General features: G+C 53.7%; 15 protein-coding genes. All 15 read left to right on the top strand.

All coding sequences use genetic code 11. The features are described 5' to 3' along the window. The 15 genes from fliG to LK536_RS46950 all read left to right on the top strand — a co-directional run bounded on the left by fliG (nt 1) and on the right by LK536_RS46950 (nt 14,732). On the top strand, nt 1-1,008 hold the full coding sequence (gene fliG / locus LK536_RS47020) for a flagellar motor switch protein FliG (RefSeq protein WP_025485109.1): 1,008 nt from the start codon (nt 1-3) through the stop codon (nt 1,006-1,008). Further along, nucleotides 1,001-1,792, top strand: coding sequence for a FliH/SctL family protein (locus LK536_RS47015; RefSeq protein ID WP_227795655.1), 792 nt, complete (start codon nt 1,001-1,003; stop codon nt 1,790-1,792). The genes fliG and LK536_RS47015 overlap by 8 nt, the downstream gene beginning before the upstream one ends. A gap of 12 nt (nt 1,793-1,804) precedes the next feature. Then, nucleotides 1,805-3,121, top strand: a complete 1,317-nt coding sequence (locus tag LK536_RS47010; RefSeq protein WP_227795656.1) for a FliI/YscN family ATPase — start codon at nt 1,805-1,807, stop codon at nt 3,119-3,121. A gap of 10 nt (nt 3,122-3,131) precedes the next feature. After that, entirely contained in the window at nt 3,132-3,581 is a 450-nt protein-coding gene (locus tag LK536_RS47005) for a flagellar FliJ family protein (RefSeq protein WP_008720570.1), read from the top strand. 81 nt (nt 3,582-3,662) lie between these two features. Next, complete coding sequence (locus tag LK536_RS47000) at nt 3,663-5,135, top strand: flagellar hook-length control protein FliK (protein WP_227795657.1); 1,473 nt, start codon at nt 3,663-3,665, stop codon at nt 5,133-5,135. Between the two features lie 27 nt (nt 5,136-5,162). Further along, nucleotides 5,163-5,804, top strand: coding sequence for a flagellar hook capping FlgD N-terminal domain-containing protein (locus LK536_RS46995; protein WP_227795658.1), 642 nt, complete (start codon nt 5,163-5,165; stop codon nt 5,802-5,804). A gap of 71 nt (nt 5,805-5,875) precedes the next feature. Next, on the top strand, nt 5,876-6,274 hold the full coding sequence (locus LK536_RS46990; protein ID WP_025485116.1) for a TIGR02530 family flagellar biosynthesis protein: 399 nt from the start codon (nt 5,876-5,878) through the stop codon (nt 6,272-6,274). A gap of 71 nt (nt 6,275-6,345) precedes the next feature. Then, nucleotides 6,346-8,004, top strand: coding sequence for a flagellar hook protein FlgE (locus LK536_RS46985; RefSeq protein WP_227795659.1), 1,659 nt, complete (start codon nt 6,346-6,348; stop codon nt 8,002-8,004). A 119-nt stretch (nt 8,005-8,123) separates the two neighbouring features. Next, a complete protein-coding gene (locus tag LK536_RS46980) occupies nt 8,124-8,330 on the top strand; it encodes a flagellar FlbD family protein (RefSeq protein ID WP_008720561.1) in 207 nt (68 codons plus the stop codon). Nucleotides 8,331-8,374: 44 nt separating this feature from the next. Continuing rightward, nucleotides 8,375-9,235: a motility protein A gene (locus LK536_RS46975; protein WP_008720559.1), complete on the top strand. Its 861-nt coding sequence runs from the start codon at nt 8,375-8,377 to the stop codon at nt 9,233-9,235. A 14-nt stretch (nt 9,236-9,249) separates the two neighbouring features. Next, entirely contained in the window at nt 9,250-10,356 is a 1,107-nt protein-coding gene (fliN, locus tag LK536_RS46970; protein WP_227795660.1) for a flagellar motor switch protein FliN, read from the top strand. Between the two features lie 2 nt (nt 10,357-10,358). Beyond that, nucleotides 10,359-12,407 (top strand): flagellar biosynthesis protein FlhA, encoded by a 2,049-nt coding sequence (gene flhA, locus LK536_RS46965; RefSeq protein WP_008720554.1) that lies wholly within the window; start codon nt 10,359-10,361, stop codon nt 12,405-12,407. Nucleotides 12,408-12,431: 24 nt separating this feature from the next. Next, on the top strand, nt 12,432-13,208 hold the full coding sequence (locus LK536_RS46960) for a sigma-70 family RNA polymerase sigma factor (protein WP_040380438.1): 777 nt from the start codon (nt 12,432-12,434) through the stop codon (nt 13,206-13,208). A gap of 4 nt (nt 13,209-13,212) precedes the next feature. Continuing rightward, nucleotides 13,213-13,953 (top strand): flagellar hook-basal body protein, encoded by a 741-nt coding sequence (locus tag LK536_RS46955; RefSeq protein WP_008720550.1) that lies wholly within the window; start codon nt 13,213-13,215, stop codon nt 13,951-13,953. Between the two features lie 11 nt (nt 13,954-13,964). Beyond that, nucleotides 13,965-14,732 (top strand): flagellar hook-basal body protein, encoded by a 768-nt coding sequence (locus tag LK536_RS46950; protein ID WP_008720548.1) that lies wholly within the window; start codon nt 13,965-13,967, stop codon nt 14,730-14,732. Nucleotides 14,733-14,750: the final 18 nt, after the last annotated feature.

The following is a 14,750-nucleotide window of genomic DNA, read 5'->3' as shown; positions in this document are numbered from 1 at the left end:
ATGCCTGCAGAAGAGAGAAGACCAGCCCAAAAGGCTGCTGCTGTCATATCCATACTGGGAAGCGAACGGGCATCCGAGGTGTTCCGGTATCTGACAGAGAATGAGGTGGAGCAGCTCTCCATGGAGATTACAAGGCTGCCAAGGCTCACGGAAGATGAGCTGGAAGACATTGCCCAGGATTTCTATAATTGCTGTGTGACAGAGAAGGTAATAACAGAAGGCGGAAAGGATTACGCCAAGGAGGTGCTGGAAAAGGCATTTGGCCAGCAGCAGGCCAAGAACCTGATGGACCGGGTCAGCAAGGCACTGAAGACAAAAGCCTTCAGTTTTATCCGTAAAGTGGATTATAAAACATTGATGGCAGCCATCCAGAATGAACATCCCCAGACCCTGGCCCTGATCCTATCCTATGCAACCCCGGAACAGGCGTCCAAGATAATCGCAAACCTGTCCCAGGACACACGGGTGGATGTGGTGGAACGGATTGCCAACATGGACCGCGCCCTTCCCATGGCAATCAAGATTGCAGAGGAAGTGCTGGAGAAGAAAATCGGCGCCTCCTCCTCTGAGGAAACCATGGAGGTGGGCGGCCTGACCTATGTGGCTGATGTGATGAACCATGTGGACCGCAGCACGGAGCGGGATATATTTGACGAACTGAATATGAAGAATCCGCAGCTGGCGGAGGATGTGCGCAAGCTGATGTTTGTATTTGAGGACATTGCCTATCTGGATCCATTGTCCGTACAGCGTTTCCTGCGGGAAATCGATACAAAGGACCTGTCGGTAGCCCTCAAGGTGGCCAACAAGGATGTGACCAATACCATCTTTGCCAATATGTCCGGCAGGATGAGGGAATCCATACAGAGCGATATGGAATACCTGCATAACATCCGCATGAGCGATGTGGAGGAAGCACAGCAGAGGATCGTGGCTGTCATAAGACGGCTGGAAGAGGAAGGCGAGATTGTAATTTCCAAGGATGGAAAGGATGAGATAATTGTCTAGGATATTAAAACCCGCCCAGACTGTTGCGGGAAGCCACATGGTAAGGCTGTACCAGCCCGTCCAGGAAGCCGGGGCGCAGACAGGGCAGGAATCCGGCGTCAGTGAGCCGCCGGACCCGGAACAGGACCAGGGCGGCAGACGGTACGCCCTTATATCGGAGGAAAAGCGCAAGATACTGGAGCACGCCAGGAACCAGGCGGAACAGGCAGCGGCCAGGATACTGGAGGAGGCCTATGCGCAGAGGGATAATATAGTCAACACGGCCAGGGATGAAGCCGGACGGATCCGGGAACAGGCCAGGCAGGAGGGCTATGGGCAGGGACTCAGGCAGGCCCTGGACGACATCGGGCAGGATATTGACGGCATCCGTTCATCCGTAGAAAAGGTCGGTGCTGAGTTCAGCGGATTTGAACAGAGGCTGGGCAGCAGGATTGCGGACCTGTCCTTCATGATGGCAGAGAAAATCCTCAGGAAGAAAGTGGAGTGCGACGAGACGGAGCTGGCAGATATGATTGAAAAGGCGGTCCTGTCAGAGCGGGATAAGGAGAATATCACCCTCCATATGCCGGCCCAGGCCGTGAAGCTGATAGAGACACTGGAGAAACGGCTGGAACCGCTGAGGGATAAGAATTCCGGAAGCGGGGGCACCATAAGGATTAAGGCGGAGGAACGGCCCCTGGGCTTTGTACAGGTGGAGACAGAGGAAGGGATTGTGGATGCATCCCTGGATGTCCAGCTGGATAACCTGAAAAAACATCTGCTGGCTCTGGAGAGCAGGCAATAAGGCGGTAACCATATGGAATTAGGGCAGATAGAGCAGGAAATACAGCAGGAGATACAGAATGTGGATTTATATACCTACCTGGGCAAGATAGACAAAATCGTGGGAACCACGGTGGAATCCATGGGACCGGCCTGCAGGCTGGGGGATGTGTGTACCATTGATGTGGTGGAGGGCACGACCCCGGTCAGGGCCGAGGTGGTGGGGTTCAGGGAGAACCGGGTACTGCTGATGCCCTATGAGGAGATGGAGGGAATCGGCTATGGAAGCGCGGTCCGCAATACAGGGGAACGTCTCAGGATTGCGGTTTCCAATCAACTCATAGGCAGGACCGTGGACGCCATGGGAATGCCCATTGACGGCCTGGGACCGGTGGATGACGTTTCCTATTATCCCATCACGGGGAAACCCTCCAACCCCATGGAACGCCCCAGGATTGATACAATCATACAGATGGGGGTCAAGGCCATTGACGGCCTTCTGACCGTTGGCAAGGGCCAGAGGATGGGAATCTTCGCTGGCAGCGGCGTGGGAAAGAGCACGTTAATGGGCATGATAGCCAAGAACGTGAAGGCGGATGTGAACGTCATTGCGCTGGTCGGCGAGCGGAGCAGGGAGGTCGTGGAGTTCATTAACAGGGATTTGGGGGAAGAAGGATTAAAGCGTTCCGTGCTTGTGGTTGCAACCTCCAGCCAGTCCGCCATGATGCGCTCCAAGTGCACCATGACAGCCACTACCATTGCGGAGTATTTCAAGGATCAGGGTATGGATGTGCTGTTGATGATGGACTCCCTTACCCGGTTTGCCATGGCCCAGAGGGAAGTGGGGCTAAGCATAGGGGAACCGCCCGTGGCCAGGGGGTACACGCCATCCATCTATTCCGAACTTCCAAAGCTTCTGGAGCGTTCCGGCAATTTTGAGGAAGGTTCCATTACCGGAATCTATACCGTGCTGGTGGAAGGCGATGATGCCAATGAACCCATATCCGATACGGTGCGCGGAATCATAGACGGGCACATCATGCTGTCCAGGAAGGTGGCGGCCAAGAACCGGTATCCGGCCATCGACATCCTGTCCAGTGTCAGCCGTCTGATGAACGACATCGTGACCCCGGAACACAAGGAAGCCGCGGGAAAGCTGCGGAGGCTTTTGGCGGTTTATGAGAGCAACAGCGACCTGGTTTCCATCGGGGCCTACAAAAAGGGGACGAACCCGGAACTGGATGAGGCCCTGGAGCGTATAGACAGCATCTATGGGTTCCTCCAGCAGAAGACAGATGAAAGTTTTTCACTGGATGAGGCAGTCATCCAGATGATTCAGGTAACGGATTAAGGGGCTTATCATGAAAAAGTTTGTATTTTCGCTGGAACGGATGCTTGTGTACCAGCAGCAGAACCTGGAAAAAGAGAAAGGGATCCTCGGAAAGCTTACGGCTGCCAGGGATGAACTGGAGGAGATAAAAGAAGGGCAGGAAAACAGGATTGCCAATATACAGATGGAGATTAAAAGACGGCAGGACGAGGGAACCACGGTGTTCATCCTGAAGGGATGCTTTTCTGTCCTGGAGGGCGTCAGGCTCCAGCTGGAGGATACAAAAAAGGAGCTGTCCCAGGCACAGGCCAGGGTGGAGAAACAGCGCCACATTGTCACGGAGGCTTCCAAGGAAGTAAAAAAACTGGAGAAGCTGAAGGAAAATCAATTGGAGGAATATCACCATGACGAGGCAAAGGAGCAGCAGGACATAATCACGGAACATGTTGCCGGGACATTTGTCAGAAATGGTGTTTCCTAGGGTGTGTTTGGTTTTCAGACATGGCCCGGTACTGCAGGGCAGTACTTATACAGGACGGCATATGTGAAAGGAGGTGAGAAGATGAATACAGGAACATTTACACAGATAGGGGCAGACAGCAGCTATAAAACAGCCCAGGCATACGGTTCTTTGCCAGGGACAGGAAGACAGGCGGCAACGGCTGATTTTGCGGATGTATTTGCCAGGAGCCTGCAGGATGGCAGCAGGACCGCGGATGCCAGGGCATCTGCCGGGAAACAGGATCACGGATCAGGCGTAAAGGCACGGCATACGGAAAAACAGGATACAGGCAGGCCCGATGGCAGCCGGATGACGGCAGGCCAGGATGGGAAGCCCGCGGCCGGTGCCAACAGGAACCTGGAGGATGGAAACAGCACGGCAGCAGATCCCGCGGATAAGACGGCGGCAGCTGATTCCGGAATAGAAGGGGATGCACAGATCCGTCCGGATGACGGCCTGAACCTGGAAGCGGCCATGAGCATGCAGGCCATGATGGCCTTCCTGCAATACGGGGATCCCGATACACAGGATATGGGGATACAGACAGCAGGACAGCAGGACGGGCAGGTTTCGGTACAGGCAGGACTGGTTGTACAGACCGTCCATCAGGAACAGGATATAAGCTCCGTGCTGACAGCCATGACAGGACTGGAAGGACAGGGTATGGTATCCGGCCAGGATATGATCCGGCCAGCGGCATACGATGCTAAAGAAAATGCGTTGCAGCAGACAGCAGGGCAGGAACAGACGGGACCGGACAGGACCGGAATGTTTTCCGATACCATGAAGGCGGCGGATGCAGCCGGGATGGCAGCCCGCGGGGAAGTATCCGTTAAGGGCAATGCACAGCCGCAGGAATCCGGTGAGGACAGCCTTTCCAACATGCAGGGCAGACAGGAACTGTTAAAGGCCATGGGCCGGGAGCAGGAAGTGTCCGCTGCAGTGGATGAGGAGTCCGGGACAGCCAACCAGGTCCTTGAGGAACTGAAACGGAATGCAGAGGCCAGGGGACTGGACCTGTCAGACCGTATGAGCCATAACCGTATGAATCCGGGATTTGGCATCAACAGTGTGAAAGAGGGACAGGAACAGCAGGTTCCGGTGCTGGAGCAGCTTAAGACAGGCCTGGAGCAGGGAATCAAGACCGGGATGAAGGAACTGACCGTGCACCTGAAGCCGGAAGGCCTGGGGGATATTGTCATACACATTGCGGGTACCGATGGGAAGATGTCGGTGCGCATAGGCGTGACCAGCCCGGAGACAGAAAAGCTTGTTACCAGCCAGATGGAAAGCCTGAAGGATATGCTGAGGCCGCTGAACACGGAAGTGGCGGAAGTGTACCGTGACAGCCAGGGAACCATGGATTTTGCAGGCTATGACCAGCAGATGCAGGACCACCGCGGACAGCAGGCCCAACCTCATTACCGCTATTACGGCGGGGATGACGATGCAGGTTCAGATGAGGATATCCTCATGGAGGCCCAGCGTATGATGGCGGAAAGCCGCATGAGCAGGCTGTACGCATATGTATAAGGTCCAAAACAGGAAAAGGAGATAGAAATGTCAGTACAGGTTCCAAATTATACCTCGACTTATGCCTTGGGTGCATCAGGGACAACAGGGCCGGGGACCACGTCCAGGGCCGCATCGTCCGGCAGCACGGCGGGACCGGGCGGCACGGACAGCAAAAGTAAGACCGATACCCCTGACACGGACGAAAGTTCCGGCGCAGGCAATGTGATTGACGCCGTGTTTGGGGATGCAGATGACAAGATGGTCAGCATGGAGGATTTCCTCACGCTGATGGTTGCCCAGCTTAAGAACCAGGATTTCATGAACCCTGTGGACGATACCCAGTATGTGACACAGCTGGCCCAGATATCCACCATGCAGCAGATGGAGCAGATGGCCTACAATGCCAAGAGCACATATGTCACATCCCTTGTGGGGAAGTATGTGTCGGCCGCCAAGTTCACGGTATCAGGAGAACTGAAGAAGTCGGAGGGGCTTGTGGATAAGGTATCCCTTCTGGATGAAAAGTTTGTGATATATGTGGACGGCGAAGCATACGACATGGACGAAATCATGGAAATCAAGACACCGCCAGCCACCACCCCTCCCAATGAGGACGATAAGGATGACAAGGAGCCCGGGGATGATGGGGATTCCGGCAATCAGGGGGACAAAAGCGGCAAGGTGTAGTCCGTACAGTTTGACAGAAGATAAGGAAACTCAGAAACGCACAAACACAGTCCGGGACAGGAGGATGAACAATGGATTCAATGATATATAATAAAATGCTTCATACCCCCATCTATACGGGGACTCCAAGCGGGCCGCCGGAAAAAAGGCCCCAGGAAGCAAAAGGCAATGACAGCGCATTCAAAGAACTGCTGGAGCAGAGGATTAAGGAAGAAAGCCAGGTGTCATTTTCCAAGCATGCCATAGAGCGTGTGGTGGAGCGCGGCGTGGATGTATCCTCAGAGAACATCGGCCGTCTCAATGAAGGCATCCGCATGGCGGAAGAGAAGGGCCTAAAAGAGCCGCTAATCCTTCTTGGTTCCACGGCCTTCGTTGTCAATGTCAGGAATAATAAAGTAGTTACAGTTGTGAATGAGGACAGCCTGAAAGGCACGGTCTTCACGAATATTGACGGAACCGTTATGATATAGCCGGTCCTTTAGGAGGCTATCCTTACCCCGAACGACGGACGGGTAAGGCGGTTTAAAAAGGAGAATTGAATATGTTAAGATCACTATTTTCAGCAGTGTCGGGCATGCAGGCCCATCAGACCAAACTGGATGTCATCGGCAACAACATTGCCAACGTTAATACGTATGGTTTTAAGTCAAGCCGCGCGCGTTTCCAGGATGTTTATTACCAGACGCTCCAGAGTGCGACCAGCGGCGATAACAACAGGGGCGGTACCAATGCCAGCCAGGTAGGTTACGGCGCGCAGCTGGCAGGAATCGACCTGAACATGGAACGTTCAGCCCTGCAGTCCACGGGAAGGCCCATGGATGTGGCCATTACCGGCGAGGGATTTTTCCAGGTAATGGACTCTGACGGCAATATATTCTACACCAGGGCAGGAAACCTCCAGCTGGATTACAAGAGCGGCAACCTGGTGGATGCCAACGGATATACGGTGCTGGGCGTGACGGGGGACCCGTTGGGTAAGGCTGCCTCTTCTGATAAGATACATTTAAGCATCCCGTCCAAGAACAATGCCCAGTCCAGCAGTACCCAGGAAATCAACGGGGTTAAATACACCATAACATCCCAGAACGCCACAGGGGACGCCAATGTATCCATTTCATTCAAGCTGGATGAAACCCTTCCGGACGGCGCGGATGTGGTGGTTCAGCCAAGCGAGTTCAATACCTCCAGCATTGTGGTGAGAATCAGTGACAAGGCGTCCTTTGCAAGTTTATCTGATTTTAATGAGAAAATGAACAGCGCCATTTCCCGCGCCAATAACGGCACGCCCCATCCGGCAGGCAATTTTACCATAACGGCCCAGCCGGCCCAGACTGGCGGGTTTACTGGCAAGGAACTGATGGGAGAGAATTTCGGGATTAAGCCTGGTGAGCAGATATTTAATGATACTTATAAGGACAGCGGGATTTTCGGAGGCATCAAGCCTTCCAGCACCAGCACGGAACCCGTGTTTACGGCATCGGGGGATGTGGAGTATACAATTGTCAAAGTAGGCACCAGCCCGGCCGCGTGGAAGTTAACAGCTACCGTGGAAAAGGATGGTGTACAGAGGACATTTGAGGGCCAGATTTCAGAGAACAGTACCTCGGCCAACAGTGTGTGGCTGAAGGAAACCGGGACCCCGCCAAGCGGTGAGGAAGCCGGACAGTACATTGAAGTGAAACACCCCGGCTACACTGCCATTGAAGATTATTTTAAAATAAATCCCACGGCTGATAAAACGGTTGCAGCCGGAAGCATTACCGCAGCCACCAATTCCAGGGATTTGGGCCTTGGCAGCAAGGCATTCACCCTGACGGACGGAAGCGCAGGCGGTACCGTATCCCTTTCCGACGCGGGCGTGACCATCCTGGCAAACGGTATCATAGAAGCCAACCACCCGAATCTTGGAAAAATCCAGATAGGGCGGATTGACCTGGTAACCTTTGATAACCCGTATGGACTTGAGGGCGTGGGCAATTCCTATTTTAAGGCCACGGGCAACTCCGGCGACGCCAAGGCCTGCAAGGCAGGTGAGGACGGCACAGGCGCCCTGAAGACCTCGTCCCTGGAGATGTCCAATGTGGATATTTCCACAGAGTTTGCGGACATGATTGTCACGCAGAGAGGGTTCCAGGCCAACTCAAGAATCATCACGGTATCGGATTCCATCCTGGAAGAGCTGGTAAACCTTAAGAGGTAACTGCATGGATGGCCTTAGGCCGTCCAGATGGAGGGAATGGATTTTCAATCAGGCCCTGGCGATAAGAAACCGGATAAGGCATCAGACAGGGCCTGATGACAGGACAGGAGGGCGGTATCATGATCATACTTAAAAAACTAAACGGGGAAGCCTTTGTGCTGAACTGTGATTTAATTGAAACAATTATGGAGAATCCTGATACCACCATACTCCTGACCAACGGAAAGCACCTGATTGTAAGGGAATCCAAGGAAGAAGTGGTAAAGAAGGTAGTGGAGTTCCGCCGGGAGGCATTCCGCGGGATGATTGACCAGATTAAGGGCTGAGCATACGGGCAGAGTGAGAAAAGTGGAGAAAAGGAAGTAGGGTTATGGATTTCTTGTCAATTCTAGGTTTTATATTAGCGGTGGGGCTTGTGGGTTTTGGTATGACCTTTGACCAGGAGGCCATGAAACTGGTCTTTACCAATATCCGGGCGTTTGTGGATGTGCCGAGTATGGCGATTACCATTGGAGGGACCATTGGGGTCATGATGATATCATTTCCCGCAGGGGCCTTCAAGAAGATTGGCAGCCACCTGAAAATCATTGTGAGGCCCTATGCCTTTAATCCGGTGCAGTCCATAAGCCAGATTGTAAGCTTGGCCACGGAGGCCCGGATGAAGGGGCTGTTATCCCTGGAGGATAAGCTCAATGAAATCGACGAGCCATTCCTGCACAACAGCCTGATGCTGGTGGTGGATTCCGTGGATTCGGAGAAGGTGCGCAAGGCCATGGAGACAGAGCTTGAGCAGCTGGATGAGCGGCACGCCCTGGACCGCCGTTTCTATGAAAAGGCGGCCAGCTACGCGCCTGCCTTCGGCATGATAGGAACCCTGGTGGGCCTGATCCTCATGCTGGGCAACATGTCGGATGTGGACGCCCTTGCAAAGGGCATGGCCGTGGCGCTTATCACTACCCTGTACGGTTCCCTGCTTGCCAATATCATATTCCTGCCCATGGCCAGCAAGCTGAAGGCCAGGCATGAAGAGGAATTCCTGTGCAAGCAGCTGGTGATGGAGGGCGTATTGGCCATCCAGGAAGGCGAGAACCCCAAATTCATAGAGGAAAAGCTGTTCAAGCTTCTTCCGGCCAGCTATAAGAAGACGGAAGAGGAAAAAGAAAAGGACGGCCAGAAAAAGGCAGCTAAGAAGAAACGCCGCAGAAGAAATAACAAAGAGATTGTGGAATAGAAGGAGCTTAAACCATGGCGAAGGCACAGGAAGGCCAGGATATCCAGGCAATGACGGACGGACAGATGTTTGAAGAACTGATAAGGATACATGCACAGGCAGCAGGGGAAGCGGTTTCATCCATTTTAAAGGCGGACATAGCCATAGGGGAACCCCAGATACATGAGATGACGGTGAAGGAAGTGGAATACAGCCTCCTGGAACCGGCTATCTTTGTGAAAAGCTGTCTTACCTCCCAGGTGGCCGGAAATGTTGTGATGATCCTCCGGCAAAGGGATATGCAGGTATTTTTAAATGAACTCATGGGTGTGGATGACCTTCCTGACCCGGATTTTGTGTTTGACGACGTGGCCATGAGCGCTGCGGGGGAGCTGATGAACCAGATGGCCCACGCCTCGGCTTCGGCCATGGCGCAGTATCTGGGCGATACCATGGATTTTGCGGACTGCCAGCTGGTCCTGTCGGACGGACGCCAGAACCTGTCCCCTGTCATCGGCGACCAGCCTGATTCCAGGATCATGGTTGTTAATTATACCATGCGGATAAAGGATATGGTTGAGTCGGAATTCATTGAGTGCATATCGGCCGCAGCCATAGACAGCCTGGCGCAGGAGATTCAGGCCAGGCAGGAAGCGCAGGCCAGGGCCAGGCAGGAGGAGGAAGAGGCTGCCAGGCAGGCGCGTGAGATGGAGAAAAGCGTGATTGTGGGCCAGGGAGCCGGACGCGGTCAGGCAACGCCCGCGGCAGGACGGATGATGGACGGCGCAGCCCCGGCAGTCCCGGGACTTTCGTGGGGCGGGAATGCCGCCGCTGCCCGGACACAGCCCGGGCAGGATACCATGTACAGGAGCCCTGCCATCAGCGGCAACCTGGGGCTTATCATGGATGTGCCCCTTAACGTGTCGGTGGAGATTGGAAAGACCAGGCGCAGGCTTAAGGATGTGCTGAATTTCAACAACGGAACCGTGGTGGAGCTGGATAAACAGGCAGATGCGCCTGTGGACATCATTGTCAACGGACAGCTCATTGCCAGGGGGGAAGTGGTTGTGATTGACGATAACTTCGGTGTACGTATCACTGAAATAGTAAATACAAGAAGCATTATTGGAAATGGTGAATAAAGTTGAAACGGTTTAATATCCTTGTAACAGCGGGAATCATCGGAATCATTTTCCTGATACTGATTCCCCTGCCCACACCCATACTGGACTTTTTATTTATACTGAACATAACATTGTCTTTGCTGATCCTTGTGATGACCATGTATATCAGGGAAACCCTGGAGTTTTCCGTATTTCCCTCCCTCCTGCTGGTCACGACCCTGTTCCGGCTGGGGCTTAACATATCATCCACCAGGAAAATCCTCTTTGACAACGGTTATGCGGGGCAGGTGGTCAAGACCTTCGGACAGTTTGTCATCCGGGGCAATGTGGTCATTGGTTTTATTATTTTCTTAATCATCGTGCTGGTTCAGTTCATTGTAATCACAAAAGGTTCGGAGCGTGTGGCCGAGGTTGCTGCAAGGTTTACCCTGGACGCCATGCCCGGCAAGCAGATGGCCATTGACGCCGACCTGAACAGCGGCCTCATTGACGAGCAGCAGGCCAAGGAGCGGCGTTCCAAAATCCAGAGGGAAGCGGATTTCTTCGGTTCCATGGACGGTGCCACCAAATTTGTTAAGGGAGACGCCATTATCTCCATCATCATTACCTTCATCAACTTTGTGGGCGGCGTCATCGTTGGTATCATGAACAGCCAGGGAAGCATACAGGATATCATGCAGATTTATACCACCTCCACCATTGGGGACGGACTGGTATCCCAGATCCCGGCCCTGCTCATATCGGTGGCAACGGGTATGATCGTGACCCGGTCCGCGTCGGAGAACAGCCTGAGCGAGGATCTGACAAAGCAGTTCCTGGCCCAGCCAAGGGTGCTGATGACAGCGGGCGGCGCTGCTGCCTGCCTGTGCCTGATTCCCGGATTTCCGGTGCCCCAGATACTGATGATATCCGCGGGCCTGACAGGCGGGGGATATTATCTGTATAAACGCCAGCAGGGCTTGGTGGCGGAGACCGTGGAAGAATTTGTGGAAACAGAAGTCACCAGCGAGGCGTCCTATTACAAAAACATTGAAAACGTTTATGGACTATTAAATGTAGAACAGATAGAAATGGAATTCGGCTACAGCCTGATTCCCCTGGCGGACGAGAGCAACGGCGGCAATTTCATTGACCGTGTGGTCATGTTCCGCAAGCAGATGGCCCTGGACATGGGATTTGTCATTCCCTCTGTAAGGATTAAGGACAGCGGGCAGCTTAACCCCAACCAGTACAGCATCCTGTTAAAGGGGGAGGAGGTGGCCAGAGGGGATATCCTGATGGACCACTACCTGGCGCTGCCGCCTGGAACGGACGCGGATGACGTGCCGGGAATCGACACCATCGACCCTGCCTTCCACATTCCCGCCAAATGGATCAGCGAGGACAGGAAGATACAGGCCGAGCTGGCAGGATATACCCTGATTGACCCCACCTCCGTGGTCATAACCCACCTTTCCGAGGTGGTGAAGGAGCATCTCCATGAGCTTCTTAACCGTCAGGAGGTAAACAATCTTTTAGAGACACTGAAAAAGACCAACAGCAGTATTGTGGAGGACACCATACCGTCCATCATCACGGTGGGCGGGCTGCAGAAGGTATTGGCAAACCTTTTGCGGGAGGGGATCCCCATCCGCGACATGGAGACCATCGTGGAAACCCTCAGCGATTACGGAAGCCAGGTCAGGGACACGGATATGCTGACCGAGTATGTGCGCCAGGCATTAAAGCGCACCATCTCCCGCAGGTTCTCAGAGGCCGGGCAGATGAAGGTCATCAGCCTGGACGACAAGATAGAGAACATGATTATGTCCTCGGTTAAGAAGATGGACACCGGTTCCTATCTGGCCCTGGAGCCTGCTGCAATCCAGAGCATCGTGTCATCGGCCACGGCGGAGATTAACAAGATTAAGGATCTGGTAAATATCCCAATCATACTCACCTCCCCGGTGGTACGGATTTACTTTAAAAAGCTGATTGACCAGTTCTACCCCAATGTGGCGGTGGTATCCTTCAGTGAGATAGACAACAATATACAGATACAGGCATTGGGAAGCATTTCCCTGAGTTAGGAATGGCAGCAGAGGTAACAGGTTATGCAGATGGAACAGACAGACCATGAGGAAATGACCAGGGACCTGGAGGCGTACAGGAAAAACGGCAGCCAGGAACTGAGGAATAAACTGGTCCTACATTATCTCCCCATTGTAAGGTCCGCCGCCGTACAGCTGCGGACCATGGCTGGGAGCCTTCTGGAGCAGGAGGATCTGACGGACCAGGGGGTGCTGGCGCTGATGGAATGTCTGGACCGCTATGACCCCGGCAAAGGGGCCAGGTTTGAGACATATGCATTCGTGCGCGTGCGCGGGGCCATGATTGACTATATACGCAGCCAGGACTGGGTACCCCACAGGGCAAGGAATTTCCAGAAAAAGGTGGATGAGGCATTTTCCATCCTGTCCCATGAAAAGATGGGGGAGCCGGATGTGAAGGATGTGGCCGGATACCTTGACATGCCCGTTGAAAAAGTAGAAAACCATATAAAATACATGAACCACGCATCCGTGCTTTCATTTGAAGCAGCGCTGCAGGACATGACAGCCATATTTGCAAAAGGGGAGCTGGAGGCAGGGGACATGGACGGCAAGCCCGAGGAAAGCCTTTTTTACAGGGAAATGATGGAAATGCTCACGGCTGCCATCGACGGCCTGGGGGAAAAGGAGCGGCTTGTCATAACATTGTATTATTATGAAGAATTAAAATATTCAGAGATTGCAGAGGTCATGGGCATCGGCCAGTCGCGCGTATGCCAGATCCACACCAAGGCAATCAGGAAACTGAAAAGCAGTTTGGAAGATTATATGAGGGGATAAGGATATGTTTTCAGGATTTTATACAGCTGCCTCGGGCATGCTGATGAACCAGCGGTCATTAGACATGGCGGCCAACAACATCGCCAATGTGAAGACCAGCGGCTATAAGCCCAAACGCCTGGTAAAAACCACGTTTAATGAACAGCTGGTGCGCCAGATGAACGGGCAGACCCAGGGGCTGGGCCAGGGTTCCACCATATCCATCGGCACAAGGGAGATGACCACCCATGGCCAGGCTCCGGTGGTGGATACAGGGCAGACCTATGACCTGGCCATTAACGGGGACGGATTCTTCGTCATCCAGGGCACGGACGGCCAGTATCTCACACGCAACGGACATTTTAAACGGGATGAGGAGGGGAACCTGATACTTCCCGGCGTTGGCCAGGTAATGGGGGACGGCGGCCCTGTGTACGTGGATGAGAGCGGGTTCCGTGTTGGCGCGGACGGGATTATCTACGACAATGAGGACGGGGAGCTGGACCAGATACAGATAGTGGAGCCGGATGATTATGACAACCTGACATTTTATGACAACGGCACCTACGGGGCGGGCGGCGGCGTGACACTTACCCAGGTCTATCCCACGGTCTACCAGGGAAAGCTGGAGCAGTCAGGCGTGAACCTGAACAATGAGATGACCAGGGCCATGGAGGTCCAGAGGGCGTTCCAGTCATGCGGCAAGGCCCTTACCATCATAGACCAGATGAACCAGAAGACAGCCAATGAGATAGGGAAGCTGTAGGGGGATAAGAGATGAATATTTCATATTATACGGCAGTCTCAGCCATGAACGCATTCCAGCAGGACCTGGATGTGACTGCCAATAACATGGCAAATGTGGGGACCAACGGATATAAGTCCATGCGCAGTGATTTTAACGACCTGCTGTACACCCAGATGGATATGAGGCCGGAGGCCCAGGTGGGACACGGCGTGAAGAACAATGGGCCGGGAACCACGTTCCAGCAGGGGATTTTCCGCAAGACCGGACGTGCCCTGGATTTTGCCGTGTCAGGCAAGGCGTTTTTTGCGATCCAGACCAGCGAGGACGAGGAGGAGCCGGCTTACACAAGGGACGGCGCCTTCCAGATAAGTTCCACCGAGGACGGCAATTACCTGACCACCAGCGACGGCAGTTATGTGCTGGACTGGGACGGCGAGCCAATCGAGCTGGAGTACAAGGCGGCGGAAGACGGCAGGGGAGATGACACAGGGGAACTGGACCTGGATTCCATTGCGGACCGGATTGGCCTGTTTGTGTGCGAGAACCCGGAGGGCCTTATCCATGCAGGGTCCAACCTGTTCCGTACCGGTGAGGCTTCCGGGGAGTGGATGTCCATAGAGGATCTGGATGAGGACCAGGAGAAAAGCTCGGTCATGACCAGGACCCTTGAAATGTCCAATGCCGATATGTCCACGGAGATGGTCAACCTGATGCAGACCCAGCGCGCATTCCAGCTTAACAGCAGGATTGTAAGCACTGCGGACCAGATGGAAGAGATGATTAATAACTTAAGGTAACGACATCAGCAGATTGTG

Origin of the sequence: Clostridium pacaense, assembly GCF_020709765.2 — a bacterium.
GTDB lineage: Bacteria > Bacillota > Clostridia > Lachnospirales > Lachnospiraceae > Enterocloster > Enterocloster hominis.
The sequence above is the reverse complement of the archived record's forward strand: the minus strand, read 5'-3'. Positions and strand labels throughout refer to the sequence as shown.

Bases quoted from the DNA above. Each gene is read 5' to 3' on its own strand.
- LK536_RS46950 (WP_008720548.1), top strand. From the start codon at position 13,965: ATGAATATTTCATATTATACGGCAGTCTCAGCCATGAACGCATTCCAG.
- LK536_RS46995 (WP_227795658.1), top strand. From the start codon at position 5,163: ATGTCAGTACAGGTTCCAAATTATACCTCGACTTATGCCTTGGGTGCA.
- LK536_RS46990 (WP_025485116.1), top strand. From the start codon at position 5,876: ATGGATTCAATGATATATAATAAAATGCTTCATACCCCCATCTATACG.
- LK536_RS47005 (WP_008720570.1), top strand. From the start codon at position 3,132: ATGAAAAAGTTTGTATTTTCGCTGGAACGGATGCTTGTGTACCAGCAG.
- fliG (WP_025485109.1), top strand. From the start codon at position 1: ATGCCTGCAGAAGAGAGAAGACCAGCCCAAAAGGCTGCTGCTGTCATA.
- LK536_RS47010 (WP_227795656.1), top strand. From the start codon at position 1,805: ATGGAATTAGGGCAGATAGAGCAGGAAATACAGCAGGAGATACAGAAT.
- LK536_RS46985 (WP_227795659.1), top strand. From the start codon at position 6,346: ATGTTAAGATCACTATTTTCAGCAGTGTCGGGCATGCAGGCCCATCAG.
- LK536_RS46975 (WP_008720559.1), top strand. From the start codon at position 8,375: ATGGATTTCTTGTCAATTCTAGGTTTTATATTAGCGGTGGGGCTTGTG.
- LK536_RS47000 (WP_227795657.1), top strand. From the start codon at position 3,663: ATGAATACAGGAACATTTACACAGATAGGGGCAGACAGCAGCTATAAA.
- LK536_RS46955 (WP_008720550.1), top strand. From the start codon at position 13,213: ATGTTTTCAGGATTTTATACAGCTGCCTCGGGCATGCTGATGAACCAG.
- fliN (WP_227795660.1), top strand. From the start codon at position 9,250: ATGGCGAAGGCACAGGAAGGCCAGGATATCCAGGCAATGACGGACGGA.
- LK536_RS46980 (WP_008720561.1), top strand. From the start codon at position 8,124: ATGATCATACTTAAAAAACTAAACGGGGAAGCCTTTGTGCTGAACTGT.
- LK536_RS46960 (WP_040380438.1), top strand. From the start codon at position 12,432: ATGCAGATGGAACAGACAGACCATGAGGAAATGACCAGGGACCTGGAG.